This is a genomic window from Gordonia otitidis NBRC 100426 (assembly GCF_000248075.1).
Classification (GTDB): domain Bacteria; phylum Actinomycetota; class Actinomycetes; order Mycobacteriales; family Mycobacteriaceae; genus Gordonia; species Gordonia otitidis.
The window spans coordinates 14,360-28,621 of sequence record NZ_BAFB01000036.1; the positions used below are offsets into that span (position 1 = coordinate 14,360).

Below are 14,262 nucleotides of genomic sequence, written 5' to 3' on the forward strand. Positions count from 1 at the left end.
GCGTCGGGGATATTCCACAGTCTCTCTCTGGAGTGCGCGCCGCGGTAGTTGCAGGCGAAAAGACCCTCCGGCACCGGAATCAGTAGCTGAGCCCGCGGCGCCGGTACCTGACGCACTCAGTCCGATCCGACGCCCGATGTGTGGGTGACCGGCGTATGCACGCCCAGCTGTGGCGCAGGCCCCACGAAGTACTGCTCGCCGTCGAACGTCGCGGGTAGGCCGGCGGCGAGGTATCGCCCGATACCGGGCTGGTCGAGCTCGGCGAACAAGGGATTCGCTTCGAGCGCACCGGACGCCACCACCTCGTCGAACGTGCGGTATCGCCCGGACAGTACCGACGAGGCGGCGAGCACGGAAGCAACCTCATCGGTGGAGCGCTCGGCAAACCACTTGCCGAACAGCGCATTCAGCACACTGCGATGAGCGAAGCGGTCGGCTTCGAGGGAGAAGTCGACGTCGAGCGCACGCTCGAGGGAGCCGATCGCCTCGCCTGTGTCGGTGAGCTGTACGAGATCGCGGAAATGGCGGGGCGTCAGTGCAACGATCATGAACCGGTCGCCGTCGGCGGTCGACACGTCGGTGCCATAGGTTCCGTAGACGTCGTTGCCGGTGGCCTCACGAGAGCGCGAATTCACCTGCGGCTCGGTGAGATATCCGAGGGTGCTGGCGATCGAGAGTGCTGTGTCCTCGAGCGGCAATCGTATTCGGCTGCCGACTCCGGTGAGTTCACGTCGACGCACGGCGGAGGTGATCGCGAGAGCCGCGTACAACCCGCAGATCACATCCCACGCCGGCAGGACGTGATTGACCGGGCCGGCGTGGTCGACCGGCCCGGTGATCAGGGGGAAACCGAGTTCGGCATTCACCGTGTAGTCGACGGCGGGAGAGCCGTCGGAGCCGCCGAGTAGTTCCAGCGTGATCACATCGGGGCGAACCTGCTCCAGCGCCTCGTGACTCATCCACTCCCGACCGCCCGAGTTGGTGACGAGAATGCCGCCGCCGGGTCCGGACTCGGTGATCAGACTCCTCACCATTGATTGTCCCTCGGCTGAGCGCAGATCAGCGGTGACCGACTTCTTGCCCTTGTTGAGTCCCGTCCAGTAGATGGAGGCGCTGCCGTCGTCGGTGAGCGGCCATCGGTTGACGTCCGCAGCGCCGCCGATCGGATCGACACGGATCACCTCGGCGCCCAACTGGGCCAGAGTGAGCCCGCACAGCGGCGAGGCGACAAAGCTCGAGATCTCGACCACACGCACACCGTGAAGTGGTCGACGGGTGTCAGACCCGGTCTGAGTATCCGCTGTGGTCACATGAATCGCCCGCCGGTGACCTCCATGACCGTCCCTGTCATGTACGACGACAGATGGCTGGCGAGAAACAGCGCGACGGTGGCGACTTCGCTGACTTCGCCTGCACGGCCCATGGGGATCTCGGCCATCTTCTGATCCCAGGCCTTCTGTGGCATGGCCTCGGTCATCGCCGAGCGTATGAGCCCGGGCTGGATGGCGTTGACCCGAACACCATGGTGTGCCATCTCTTTCGCGGCCGCTTTCGTCATGCCGACGACGCCTGCTTTGGCTGCCGAGTAGTTGGTCTGCCCGACCATGCCGACCTTGCCCGACAGTGACGACAGATTCACGATCGCACCGGACTTGCGTTCACGCATGATGGCCGCGGCCTTTCGGGTGCCGTTCCAGGTCCCCTTCAGGTGCACGTTGATGACCTGGTCGAACTGCTCCTCGGTCATGTTTCGCATCGTGGCATCGCGGGTGATGCCCGCGTTGTTCACCATTACATCCACGGGACCGAATGCGTCTGCGGCAGCTCCCAATAGCGCGTCGACGTCGTCGCTGACGGTGACGTCGCATCGCACCCCGATGGCACGCTCGGTGCCGCCGAGTTCGACGGCGGCCTTCTCGGCGGCCTCGGCGTTGACGTCGCCGATGACGACGCGAGCGCCTTCGTCGACGAACAGTTGCGCGATGGCGAATCCGATTCCCTGTGCGGCGCCGGTGATCACGGCGGTCTGGTTGTGCAGGAGTGGTCCGGGCATGGGCGTAGAATTCTCTCTCTCTCGATCGGGAAAGTGGAGTATCAGCTGTGTGTCGACGCTGCGCGAATGAGGTTGCCGCCGATGATGAGTCGTTGGATCTCGCTGGTTCCCTCGTAGAGACGCAGCAACCGCACATCGCGGTAGATGCGCTCCACGGGTACCTCGCGCATGTAGCCTGTGCCGCCGTGGATCTGCACGGCGAGATCGGCGACCTTACCGACCATCTCTGTGCAGAAGAGTTTCGCCGCGGACGGCGCGGTGCGCCGATCTTCGCCGGAGACGTACTTGGCGGCGGCGTCGCGCACCAACGCGCGTCCGGCCATCACGCCCGTCTGCTGGTCGGCGAGCATCGCCTGGACCAGTTGGAAGGTGCCGATGGGCTTTCCGCCCTGGGTGGCACTGGCTGCGTAAGCCACTGATTCGTCGAGCGCACGTTGTGCCTGGCCGACCGACAGGGCGGCGATGTGGACGCGACCGCGCGCCAGCGAGGTCATGGCGGCTTTGTAGCCCTTCTCCTCGTCGCCGCCGACGAGCGCCGACGCCGGCACGCGCACGCCGTCGAACGTGACGTCGGCGGTCCAGGCGCCCTCCTGGCCCATCTTGGAATCCTTCGGCCCCACCTCGACGCCTGGAGTGTCTGCGGGAACGAGGAACACCGCTATGCCGGTGCCGGATTCGTCTGCCGGACGGGTGCGTGCGAAAACAACGAACAGGTCGGCGATGGGGGCGTTGGTGATGAAGCGTTTCTGTCCGTCGATGACCCACTCGTCACCGTCGCGCACCGCCTTGGTGCGCAGTCCCGCAGGGTTGGAGCCAGCACCTGGTTCGGTGAGTGCGAAGGATGCGACAACCTCACCCGAGGCGATGCCTTCGAGCCACTGCTTTTTCTGCTCGTCGGTGCCGAAGTTGACGAGCACCTGCCCGGCGATGCCGTTGTTGGTCCCGAACATCGACCGTAGGGCGAGACTGGTGTAACCGAACTCCATCGCCAGTTCGACGTCCTGGGTCAAATCGAGGCCGAGCCCGCCCCATTCCTGCGGGATCGCGTATCCGAACAGGCCCATCTCGGCCGCCTGCGCTCGCAGGTCGGAAGGAATCTCGTTGGTCTGCATGATCTCCGCTTCACGGGGCACCACCTTGGTGCGGATGAAGTCGTGGACCAGCTGATGGATCTGTGCGAAATCCTCGGCGTCGACGGCTAGTCGGTGATCGTGTGCTGCTGCAGCGGTCATGTCTGGAAAATATCAAAAACACGCCGTCGACACCAGGGGTGTGAACATAGAAGCAGTGTAGAACCCCCTTTGCCCTGTTAAGTGCTGCGAAAATGATATTAATTGCTGGGCAGAGGTAACTGACGACGCGCTACCATCGACCGGTGACTGTCAAGCCTCACGAGAAGATCGACACCGGGTCCGACACCGTGTCGTCGGTGCGCAAGGAATCCGCAGCGCGTGAGATCCGCAGCCTCGTCTTCGCGGGAGAGTTGCGGCCCGGGTCGAAGGTCGACCAGGATGCGCTGGCGGAGCGCTTGGGGATGAGCAAGCTCCCGGTGCGGGAGGCGCTCATCGCACTCGCTGGCGAGGGCATCATCGAGACCATCCCGCGGCGCGGAGCATATGTCGCCGACCTCTCGCGGGAAGACATCCGCGACCACTATTGGATGCTCGGCGTCATCTCCGGCCTCGCAGCCGAACGTGCCGCGGCAAACCTCTCCGACGATGACTTCGCCGACCTCGACGCTCTGGCGGCGCAGATGGAGGCGACCGACGACCTCCTCGAGATGGAGCGGTTGAACTCTGCATTTCACCGCATGATCAACAAGGCTTCCCGGTCGCGTCGGCTCATCGCCGAGTTGCGACTGCTCAGCCGCGCGATCCCGCCGAACTTCTTCGACTCCCACCCCGACGCGGTCGCCTCCTCACTGCGCGACCACCGCGAGATCCTCGACGCCCTGCGTGATCGCTCACCCGGCATCGCCCGCACGCTCATCGAAGGTCACTTCCTCCGCGGCGGACACCGCGCCGTCGAACTCCTCGAAGAAGCGGGTTTCTGGAGAGAGTGAACCGGTCACGGGCGTCCCGCGTGACCCACGGCTACCCGAACCGCACGGATGGTGGCCTCCCGTGCTGCAGATCGTGCGTGCTCGTCGAAATCCGGCGCGCAACTGATGAACAAGGTGTCGTCGGCGCTTCCGCCGAGCATGCACGCGTATGCGCCTGTGCCGAGAGCGATCTCGTCGACGATCTCACCGCCCTCCCGCACTCGGATGACACGAGAACCGACAGCGTCGGCGACCCAGAGGCACCCCTGTGCGTCGAGTCCGCATCCGTCGGGGGCGACGACGGCCATGCCCAAGGCGTCGGCAAGGGAGGGAGACGACGGCTGGTCGCCGAACCGCGCCCAGTCCCGACGCTCTCCGAGCGAGCCGTCAGCATGAATCGTGAACGCACTGATGCGATTTCCGAAAGTCTCGTCGACGATCAGCGTCGTACCGTCTGGTGTCACCACGCTACCGTTCGGAAAGTAGAGTCCCGACGCGACGGACGTGACGGTGCCGTCCGGGTCGATACGGAGCAGTGACGCAGGTTCGATGTCGGCGCCTGCCATGAGGTCGAAACCGAAGTTGCCCAGCCAGGCGCGGCCCTCTCCGTCGACTACCATGTCGTTCGGATGGCCGGTGACGTGCGCACTGACATCGGCATGCACGACAACCGATCCGTCGTCTTCGAGCCGAAGGATCGTGCGATGTTTCATCGACACGACGAGCAGCCTGCCGTCGGGGAGCCAGCCCAACCCGGATGGCTGCGCGGGAACCTCGAGCTCTGTACGGAGCTCAGAGCCGTCTTCCTTCACCGAATAGACGGCATGCGTGTAGAAATCGACGAACCACAGCCGGCCATCGTGCCATCGTGGGCATTCCGTGAACGACATGTCGGAGACGACGGTGCGCTGCTGTGGTGTGGTCATGATCGGAGTGTAGGAACCCTCGACCGACGACCGTGGCCACTCCGCGTATTCGGCAGCAACGTGTAGACCTGAGTGCATGTGTTCACGCCGCGCGCGGCGACCGAGGAGGGGGCTCAGTGGCAGACAAACCGACGATCGTGATCACCGGTGCGAGCGACGGGATCGGCGCGGTGGCGGCGAGGGAACTCGCGGGTGACGATGCCGACCTGATCGTGGTCGGAAGGTCCCGTGAGAAGACCGAGGCCGTGGCCGAAGAGACAGGCGCGACATGGTTCACCGCCGACTACTCGCGGCTCGACGACGTCCGGAAGCTGGCAGACGAGATCGCCAGTCACACGGGATCGATCGACGTTCTCCTGAACAACGCAGGCGGAACCTTTTCGCCATCGCAGCGCACCGCCGACGGCCATGAGCCGAATTTCCAGATCAACCACCTCTCCGGCTTTCTGCTCACCACGCTGTTGAAGGATCGCCTTGCCGCCGACGGCGGTGCCCTGGTGGTCAACACATCGAGCTTCGGGAATCTCGCAGGCAGTGTCGACCTCACCGACCTCGACTACGAACGCAGGCGACCATTCGAGTTGCGCTGTTACGGAACGAGCAAACTGGAGAACATCATGTTCACCCGCGGTATCGCCGAGAGGTGGCGTGGGGACGGGATAGTCTCTGCCGCTGTGCATCCCGGAGTGGTCGCGTCCAGCTTCGGGAGAGACTCGGCATTCATCGGGTTGTTCTACCGCACACCACTCAAGCGGGTCGGCACCATCACACCGGAGCAGGGCGCGCAACCGCTCATCGAACTGGCCCGGCGTGGTGCCGATCCGACTATCAACGGTGTGTACTTCGATCGCTTCAAGCCCAACGGGAGAGAGAACAGACAGGCACGGCGCCGCGACCTCATCGACGGATTGTGGGCGGCGTCGGAGAGTCTGATCTGACCGAGGCGCTGGCGCCCGGTCATCAACCGTGGTGATCGTCGTCGTTCGAGCGGCCCGGTGAGCAATAATGGCGCAATGGCTGACAGCGCAGACGGCACGCCCGGCGTCACGACGGAGGAGCGCACCTTCTCCGGCAAGCACGGCGAACAGATCTTCTACACGACCCTCACCCCAGCGGAACCGCGCGCTCTTGTCGTGATCGCCCACGGGCTCGGCGAGCACGGCGGTCGATACGCGCACGTCGCCGAGAAGTTCACCAGCGCCGGGTACGCAGTGGCGATCCCCGATCACCTCGGCCACGGCAGATCGGGCGGAAAACGGCTGCGTATCAAGTCATTCAAGCAGTTCAGTGACGACCTCGACACCGTCATCACACAAACCGCGATCGACGGGTTGCCCACCTACCTGCTCGGGCACAGCATGGGCGGATGTATCGCGCTCGACTACGCACTCGACCATCAGGACATGCTCGACGGACTCGTACTCTCCGGCGCTGCCGTGATGCCCGGCGACGACATGCCCGGCCCGGTCATCGCGGTCTCGCAGATCCTCGGCAAGGTTGCCCCGTGGCTGCCGACGATCGCTCTCGATTCGACGGCGGTTTCGCGTGATCCCGCCGTCGTCGAGGCATACCAGTCGGATCCGATGGTCACGCGCGCGAGAATTCCCGCCAGACTCGGTGCGGAGATGCTGTCGACCATGCAGAGCTTCCCCGACCGGGTGGGGTCGCTGCGCCTCCCATTGCTGGTCATGCACGGTTCAGCCGATCGACTGACCAATCCCGCGGGCAGTGAGATGGTCGAGCGGCTCGCAGGCTCAGACGACAAGACCCTCGTCATCTTCGACGACCTCTACCACGAGATCTTCAACGAGCCCGAGCAGGAGAAGGTGCTGACCACGGTCGTCTCCTGGCTCGACGCGCACGTGCCCGCTACGTGAGCGGCCGTGTGGCGGTAATCTGTTCGACGCCCATGCGTCCGTCACGGAACGCCATGCGCCCACCGACCAGGTAGAGCCGCCATACCCGGGCCATCTCGTCGCCGACCAGATCGACGGCACGCGCCCAGTTCTTCTCGAATGTGTCGTACCAGCCGTCGACGGTGCGTACGTAGTGCTCCGCCATCTCCTCGACGTCGTCGACTCGTAGCCCCGCGTCGGTCAGGTACTGCATCGTGCGTTCGACCGGCCGCATGTACATGTCGGGAGCGATGAACGACTCGATGAACGGGCCGCCTCCCGGGTGTTTGCCCTCCGGTCGTGACATCTGCTGCACGCACACCATGCCGCCGGGAACGACCTTGTCGTGCAACACCTGTGCGTAGGTTGCATAGTTCTGCTCACCGACATGCTCACCCATCTCGAGTGATGCCACGGCGTCGAAGGGACGGTCGGGGATCTCACGGTAGTCCTGCACGCGGATTTCGACGCGGTCGGCGAGCCCACGCTGTGCGATGCGTTCGTCGATGAACGCCTTCTGCTCGCGCGAGATGGTGACACCGACCACCTCGGCGTCGAAATGTTCTGCGGCGTAGAGCGACAGCGAACCCCAGCCGCAGCCGATATCCAGGAACCGTTGTCCGGGTCGGGTATCGAGGCCCACTTTGCGGCACACCCGGTCGAGCTTGTCGGCCTGGGCATCGGCGAGCGTGTAGTAGGGATCGTCTGAGGTCCAGTAGGCGCTCGAATACGCCATGTGGTCGTCGAGGATCAGTTCGTAGAACTCGTTCGAGAGATCGTAGTGGTGACTGATCGCGGCCCTGTCGCGGGCGCGGGAATGCAGACGTCCCCGCACACGTGCTTGCGTTGCGGGTGGAGCCTTGGGAAGGCCGAGCAGCCTGTAGCGCAAGGCCAACCTCGCGGCGTCGACCACGATTCGCGGTGACGGTCGGATGCCGGCGAGGTGGCGTTCGCGCGCGACGCCCCACACATGGGTGAGCGCGTCGTCGAGGTCGTCGAGCACGTCGAGTTCGCCAGTGACGTACGCCTGCGCTGCGCCGAGTTCGCCGGGATGCCACACCAGTCGACGTAGCGCATCGGCGCTGTAGATCGCGACGTGCGGCGCGTCGTCGGGGCCGGCGACACTGCCGTCCCACGCCGTGAGGTGCACGGGAATCTCGCCGCGCACATGACGTTCGATCACGTCGGCGATGTCACGGGCAACGGTCATCGGAGCTCCTTGCGTGGTCGACCTGGTACGACTGTCACCGATTCTTCGTTGGCCGCATTGCATCCGGATGGGTGGCCGTGCCGGGTATCACCCATCCGGACGTTCCGACGTCTAGGCCTCATACATCTAGGACTCGTAGCCGAGCAACGACTTCACCTCGAGGAACTCGTCGAACGCGTAATCGCTCCACTCGCGGCCGTTACCGCTCTGCTTGTAGCCACCGAACGGCGCCGACGGGTCGAGTTGCGCGCCGTTGAGTGAAATCGATCCCGCCCTGATCCGTTCGCCGATTCGGCGCACCTCGTCGAGATCCTTGCCGGACACGTATCCCGCAAGTCCGTACTCGGTGTCGTTGGCGATTTCGAGTGCTTCGTCGATGTCGTCGTACCCGATGATGACGAGCACCGGCCCGAACACCTCGGTGCGCGCGATCTCCATGTCGTTGGTGACACCGGAGAACACAGTCGGTCGTACGTAGTAGCCGCTGGGCAGATCGTCGGGCCTGCCGGGTCCGCCGATGACCGGTGTCGCGCCGTCGTCGATGGCGCGCTCGATGAGTCCCTGGATCTTCTCGAACTGCGGCTCGGACACCACCGGGCCGAGACGCACCTTGCCGGTCGGATCACCCACGGTCAGCGAGGGTTCGACCGACTTCACGGCCTCGATCACGTCGTCGAGACGCGCGTTGGGTACCAGCATGCGGGTGGGGGCGTTGCACGATTGTCCCGAGTTGGTCATCACCGTTGCCACACCGCCGGCGACGTTCTTCGCCAGATCGTCGTCGTCGAGAATGATGTTGGGGCTCTTGCCTCCGAGTTCCTGCGCCACCCGCTTGACCGTCGGCGCAGCGGTTCGTGCCACCTCTATGCCCGCGCGCGTGCTGCCGGTGAACGAGATCATGTCGACGTCGGGATGTGCAGCCAAGGCCGAACCGACACCCGGGCCATCACCGTTCACGAGGTTGAACACGCCTGCCGGAACGCCTGCGGCGTCGAAGATCTCGGCGACGATCGCGGCAGAGAACGGGGCCACCTCCGACGGCTTGAGCACCATCGTGCAGCCGGTTGCCAGCGCGGGGGCGACCTTGCACATCACCTGGTTGAGCGGCCAGTTCCACGGGGTGATGAAGCCGCACACGCCGATGGGCTCCTTGACGATCCGTGAGGTCCGACGGTCCTCCGCGAAGCGGTACTCGGGCAGTGACGCCGCGGCGGTCATGAGGTGTCCGAGGCCGATCGGTACCTGGGCGGCGCGTGCCAACCCGGACGGGGCACCCATCTCCTCGGTCACGGCGTCGGCCAGTTCGTCGGCACGCTTCTGATACTCGTCGATGATCGCGGTGAGGACCGCGACCCTCTCGTCGACCGAAGTGCGACCCCACGTCGCGAATGCGCGTCGGGCCGCGGCGACCGCGGCGTCGACATCGGCGGCGGTGCCCAACGCCACATGTCCTGCGGGCTTTTCCGTCGCAGGGTTGATGACATCGATGAGATTGAGTTCAGCGGGCTCCACCCACTGGCCGTCGATGTAGAACGTGGTGATCTCGCGCATCGCTTCTCCTCCTGTGGTGCTGTGTGACCAAAGTTACGCCCGGGCCATTGGGGTGAGGTGACTCGCCTCCCGGTACGTGCTGTCGAAGCGGTTCTCACAATGAGACGTCGCGGCCATTCCGCCTTGTCGTGTGGTCGACCTAGTCTTGGTGCATGATCCACATCGTCGCCAAATGGCAGATCAAACCCGAATATGCAGACCAGTGGCCCGAGCTGGTCGCCGAGTTCACCGAAGCCACCAGGTCGGAACCGGGAAACAAGTGGTTCGCGTGGTCACGCAGCCTCGACGACCCGAACGAGTACGTCCTGATCGAGGCATTCGACGACGATGCCGCCGTCGCGCACGTGTCGAGCGATCACTTCAAGAAGGCGACGGCCGACCTGCCGCAGTTCCTCGTCGCCACTCCCGAGATCATCAACACGACGGTCGACGCCGACGGATGGTCGGAGCTAGGGGAGATGTCCGTCGACTGACTGCACAACGGGCTGAACACAGCGCCCACTCGACCACCTACCGGTCGAGTGGGCGCTGTGTGTTGCCGAGTGGGCGCTCTCCGGAACGCGGCCTGCATCGATAGTCACAAGTGAGCCTTGTGACCCCACAATTTCGAGCCATCTTCCGGCGGTATGCGTCACGGCCCATGCTCAGAGAATGACCGAGATCCTCGACCGCCAGCGTGCTCGCGACATTCGAGTCGACACGTCGTCGGCGGGGCGTCGGATCGGCGACGCCTTCGCGCACATCACCCCCAACTGGTTCGCGACGGTGATGGGCACTGGGATAGTCGCGACGTCGGCGATCAGTGTTGCCGGACAGCTGCAGACGGTCCAAGTGCTGGCGACCGCGATCTGGTTGCTGGCGGTGGTGCTGCTCGTATTGGTCTCCGTGGCATTCGCCGCCCATTGGCTCCGGCATCCCGTACACGCGCGTCACTACGCGATGGACCCGGTCATGGTGCAGTTCTACGGGGCCATCCCGATGGCGCTGTTGACCGTCGGGGCGGGCACGATCACCGTCGGATCGTCGACCCTCGGGTCCGAGACGGCGGTTACCGTCGACGCCGTGCTGTGGTCGGTCGGAACCCTGACGGGCCTCGGCACGGCGATCGGGGTGCCGTATCTGATGATGACGCGTCATCATCGACGCACGGATCTCGTCGCGCTCCCTGCCTGGCTGATGCCCGTTGTGCCACCGATGGTGTCGGCGACGACGGGAGCGCTGCTCGTCGACCACGTCCCGGCCGGCCAATGGCGGCTCGGCTTCCTCGCGCTGTGTTACATGCTGTTCGGGCTGAGCCTGTTCCTCGGGATCTTCACACTGACGCTCATCTATGGTCGGCTGCTGCGCGGAGGTGTGCCGACCGGGAGTGCCGCACCGACGATCTGGATCACGCTGGGTGTGATCGGCCAGTCCGTCACGGCGGCCAATTCTCTTGCTGCCCATGCCGACAACGCGTTGGCCGGGCGCACCGGTCAGCATGTGATCGGCATGGGTCTGATCGACGTCGGCGTCTGTTACGGTCTCGCCGCCACCGGTTTGGGTGCGGGGATGTTCGTGCTCGCGACCGCCGTCACGGTGCACAACGTGCGTCGTTCGATGCCGTTCGCCCTCACGTGGTGGAGCTTCACGTTCCCGATCGGCACCTGTGTGACGGGACTGGCTGCTCTGGGAACCGCGTTGCAGTCCACTATGTTTCGTGGTGCAGCCGTCGTGCTGTTCGCGGTACTCCTCGTCGTATGGGCACTTGTCTTCGCGCGCACCGTTGCAGCGGTTCTCGGCGGTCGCCTGCCGGCAGCCGCCTGAACGGGCTCAGACGACGCCGCTCGGTGACCTGCGTGTGCCCGGCTGCTGGCGCGGCATACGATTGGGCGGCACCGGATAGGGCTTGCCGTACCCGGCTGTACCGGCGGCGATGTTTGGACCGCATCTGACAAGCGCGTTCTGCGCCTTGGGATTGGGGTCCCCGAGCCGCGGTCGTGCCGAGTTGGGACGGTGTGCGAAATCGAACACCGTCGTCATGTCGCCGACGGTCTGTCTGCGCCAGGCGGTCAGATTCGGAACGTCCACCCCGAATCGCTTCTCGATGAGCTTCAGCTGTGACGTATGGTCGAACGTCTCGCGCGCAACGAGCCCACCGCGGCTGTACGGCGAGATCACGAAGCACGGCACGCGGTAGCCGAGCCCGATCGGACCGCGGATGCCCTTCGACGACGAGACCTTGTTGATGTTCGGCACGCTGACGTACTCGCCCTTGGTGCCGGGCGGTGCTGTCGGCGGGACGACGTGGTCGAAGAAGCCGCCGTTCTCGTCGTAGCTGATGATCAGAGCGGTCTTCTCCCACACGGCGGGATTGGACGTGAGGATGTCGAGGAGTTGCACGATGCCCACCGCGCCGAGAGCGGCGGGCAGAGCGGGGTGCTCGCATTCCATGGCGGGCGGAACGACCCATGACACCTTGGGCAGCCGGTTCGCTGCGACGTCGGCGCGAAAGTCGTTGGGGTAGGTGGGTGCGATACCGCGTCGGGCCAGCTCCGAATTGGGATCCTGTGCCTGCTTGAAGCAGCCCATCATGCCGTCGAGGACGACCGACGACACGGGGCCGAGATCCTTGTTGTTGTAGATCTTCCAGCTCACCCCCGCGTCGCTGAGGTTCTCCGGCATCGTGCGCCAGCTGTAGGCGAACTTCGGTATCAGCGTGGGTGTTTCGAGTAGTGGCCCCCCGTGTGCGCCCTCCGGGTCGAGCGTCGCGCTCATCCAGTAGAGCCGGTTGGGGTCGGTGGGGCCGAGAACGGAGCAGTGGTAGGCGTCGCAGATCGTGAATGCCTCGGCGAGAGTGCGGTGGATCGGGATGTCGTCGCGCTCGTAGTAGCCCATGAGTGCCGGCGCGTTGGCGGGACCGACCGATTCGATCGACATCGGAAGCCAGCCGTCGTTGCGCCCGTCGTTCCACGCCTTGTGCAGTCCTGCCCACGAGTGGTCGGGGTCGTTGATGCACTCGCCGTCGAGATTGGCGTCGTTCTCGGTGTCGAGGCGGAAGGGCATCGTGTATCCCGACTTCGTCGGCCCGACGCCCGGTGCCCATCCGTGCTGTCGCCACAGGGGCGTCGACTCGCCGAAGCCACGCACACCGGAGTAGGTGCCGAAATAGTGGTCGAAGCTACGGTTCTCCTGCATGAACAACACGATGTGCTCGATGTCGTCGAGTGAACCGGTGCCGGCCGGGTCTGCCTGGGCATATGCCTTGTCGATGATCGGTGCGGCCCACGACGTGAGCAGCGCGCCGCCGCCGACTGCGGCCACTCTCGACAGGAACTCCCGACGACTCAGACCGCCAAAAGGCATCTCCGACATACACACTCCTGGTGGATCGATGGTGCCGTGAGGTGTCCGGGCGCGTCCCCCGCGGCAGAGCGTAACCGCCGAAGTCTAAACCCGCACTGTGAATGCCGCCGAGCTTTCGTGCGTACGCCGAGCGTCGAGGAGGTGGACGTCAGTGGATGCTGCTCATGACCGCGACGACGACCCCGGCGATCACCAGGACCCCGACGCAGCAGGCCATCACGATCGCGAGTCGACGCCGCCCGCGGTTGATCGCGTTGATACCGACGCCGATACAGATCAGGATCGCCGCGGAGTAGACGGCGATGGCCAACGTCAGTAGGGCTACCGCGCCCTGATCTGCGGCGAGAACCAGCGGTGTCGAGGACGGCGTCATACGTCGAGTAGATCATTCAGCCGATCGGCAGCACCCTGGTGTCCCCGAGCTTCGCGTAACCGCTGCGGTCATAACCTCTGTCGACGACCGGCTTCCATGTGCTGTTGCCCTGATCTGCCAGCCAACCGAGTCCCATGTTGCGCATACGTTCATACCGGGGCAGATACTGCGTCGGGACGAGTACGAACGTGTAGTTGCCCTTGCGCGTGACGAGATTCGACGAGGCGTTGACGTCGACAGCGGTGTAGTTCGGATGGATCGACGTGTACCCGTCCTGCGCGTTGACCACTGCGAGCGTGTTCCCCACGTCGTTCGGGTAGTCGGACATGCCGTCGTACTCTCGGCTGATGTCGATGGTCTTGTACTTCGTGTAGGGCGTCGGGGTGCCGGTCCTCTGCAGCGTGTTGCGTCCGTTGAGCGGGTGCTGAGGGTTGCCGAACAGGACGAAGTACATGTCGGAGGCCGCAGGCGAACCCGCACTCCCCGCATTGCGTTTGAGCCATTCGGACGCGACGAGCGCACCCTGCGAGAAACCCATGACGGCCTTCTTGCCCGGGGAGGCGGCAATCGCCGTCGACAGTGCCGACACGCCGCTGTCGACGACGGAGCTCAGCAGACCCGACGTCTTGTACGACACCGACTTGCAGGTGTTGGGCGCCTTGCACATGACTCCCCGCAACTCACTCGACATCGGTGCCGACACCACGTTCGGGTTCGGTCCGACCGTCAGCACCGTGACGCCGGTGTCGGCTGTCGCGGTCGCCGATCCGAACCAGACCGCCGGCAGCAGCAGACACAGAGCACAGACAAACCCCACCAACTTCGACCGCATGCGATTTCCCCCCTGGAAATGTCAGATCGCGCTGTTGAC

The 14,262-nt window shown here is 64.7% G+C and carries 14 protein-coding genes; 5 read left to right on the forward strand and 9 right to left on the reverse strand.

What is annotated here, in order from left to right; genetic code table 11:
* Positions 1-116: 116 nt before the first annotated feature.
* The 3 genes from GOOTI_RS03920 to GOOTI_RS03930 are packed head-to-tail and all read right to left on the reverse strand — an operon-like array spanning position 117 to position 3,285.
* Positions 117-1,310: a CoA transferase gene (locus GOOTI_RS03920; protein ID WP_051997853.1), complete on the reverse strand. Its 1,194-nt coding sequence runs from the start codon at positions 1,308-1,310 to the stop codon at positions 117-119.
* Positions 1,307-2,053: a 3-oxoacyl-ACP reductase FabG gene (fabG, locus tag GOOTI_RS03925; RefSeq protein ID WP_007237268.1), complete on the reverse strand. Its 747-nt coding sequence runs from the start codon at positions 2,051-2,053 to the stop codon at positions 1,307-1,309. Before fabG ends, GOOTI_RS03920 begins: the two co-directional genes overlap by 4 nt.
* Positions 2,054-2,094: 41 nt before the next feature.
* Entirely contained in the window at positions 2,095-3,285 is a 1,191-nt protein-coding gene (locus GOOTI_RS03930; protein ID WP_007237269.1) for an acyl-CoA dehydrogenase family protein, read from the reverse strand.
* 143 nt (positions 3,286-3,428) lie between these two features.
* On the opposite strand from GOOTI_RS03930, the gene GOOTI_RS03935 reads away from it, so the two are divergent.
* Complete coding sequence (locus GOOTI_RS03935) at positions 3,429-4,115, forward strand: GntR family transcriptional regulator (protein WP_007237270.1); 687 nt, start codon at positions 3,429-3,431, stop codon at positions 4,113-4,115.
* Positions 4,116-4,120: 5 nt separating this feature from the next.
* Here the strand turns inward: GOOTI_RS03935 and GOOTI_RS03940 are convergent, their stop codons facing one another.
* A complete protein-coding gene (locus GOOTI_RS03940; protein ID WP_039993347.1) occupies positions 4,121-5,020 on the reverse strand; it encodes an SMP-30/gluconolactonase/LRE family protein in 900 nt (299 codons plus the stop codon).
* 116 nt (positions 5,021-5,136) lie between these two features.
* Between GOOTI_RS03940 and GOOTI_RS03945 the strand changes: the two genes are divergently transcribed.
* Together GOOTI_RS03945 and GOOTI_RS03950 are read left to right on the forward strand one after the other, a co-directional pair.
* Complete coding sequence (locus tag GOOTI_RS03945; RefSeq protein ID WP_007237272.1) at positions 5,137-5,958, forward strand: SDR family NAD(P)-dependent oxidoreductase; 822 nt, start codon at positions 5,137-5,139, stop codon at positions 5,956-5,958.
* A 75-nt stretch (positions 5,959-6,033) separates the two neighbouring features.
* On the forward strand, positions 6,034-6,897 hold the full coding sequence (locus GOOTI_RS03950) for an alpha/beta hydrolase (protein ID WP_007237273.1): 864 nt from the start codon (positions 6,034-6,036) through the stop codon (positions 6,895-6,897).
* On the opposite strand, the gene GOOTI_RS03955 is transcribed toward GOOTI_RS03950, so the two are convergent.
* Both GOOTI_RS03955 and GOOTI_RS03960 read right to left on the reverse strand, forming a co-directional pair.
* Entirely contained in the window at positions 6,890-8,125 is a 1,236-nt protein-coding gene (locus GOOTI_RS03955; RefSeq protein ID WP_007237274.1) for an SAM-dependent methyltransferase, read from the reverse strand. The genes GOOTI_RS03950 and GOOTI_RS03955 overlap by 8 nt on opposite strands.
* 126 nt (positions 8,126-8,251) lie before the next feature.
* Positions 8,252-9,676 (reverse strand): aldehyde dehydrogenase family protein, encoded by a 1,425-nt coding sequence (locus GOOTI_RS03960; RefSeq protein WP_007237275.1) that lies wholly within the window; start codon positions 9,674-9,676, stop codon positions 8,252-8,254.
* Positions 9,677-9,828: 152 nt separating this feature from the next.
* Between GOOTI_RS03960 and GOOTI_RS03965 the strand changes: the two genes are divergently transcribed.
* Together GOOTI_RS03965 and GOOTI_RS03970 are read left to right on the forward strand one after the other, a co-directional pair.
* Positions 9,829-10,149, forward strand: a complete 321-nt coding sequence (locus GOOTI_RS03965) for a putative quinol monooxygenase (RefSeq protein WP_007237276.1) — start codon at positions 9,829-9,831, stop codon at positions 10,147-10,149.
* A 178-nt stretch (positions 10,150-10,327) separates the two neighbouring features.
* Positions 10,328-11,479, forward strand: coding sequence for a TDT family transporter (locus GOOTI_RS03970; RefSeq protein ID WP_007237277.1), 1,152 nt, complete (start codon positions 10,328-10,330; stop codon positions 11,477-11,479).
* Positions 11,480-11,485: 6 nt separating this feature from the next.
* Here GOOTI_RS03970 and GOOTI_RS03975 read toward each other — a convergent pair whose 3' ends face one another.
* The 3 genes from GOOTI_RS03975 to GOOTI_RS03985 form a co-directional block, all read right to left on the reverse strand.
* Positions 11,486-13,027 carry an alkaline phosphatase family protein gene (locus tag GOOTI_RS03975; protein WP_007237278.1) on the reverse strand — a complete coding sequence of 514 codons (1,542 nt, stop codon included), beginning with the start codon at positions 13,025-13,027 and terminating at the stop codon, positions 11,486-11,488.
* A 139-nt stretch (positions 13,028-13,166) separates the two neighbouring features.
* Positions 13,167-13,391, reverse strand: coding sequence for a hypothetical protein (locus tag GOOTI_RS03980; protein WP_007237279.1), 225 nt, complete (start codon positions 13,389-13,391; stop codon positions 13,167-13,169).
* Positions 13,392-13,407: 16 nt separating this feature from the next.
* The gene (locus GOOTI_RS03985) at positions 13,408-14,223 is read right to left on the reverse strand and encodes a PE-PPE domain-containing protein (RefSeq protein ID WP_007237280.1); all 816 of its coding nucleotides are present in this window, start codon (positions 14,221-14,223) and stop codon (positions 13,408-13,410) included.
* Between the last annotated feature and the right edge of the window lie 39 nt (positions 14,224-14,262).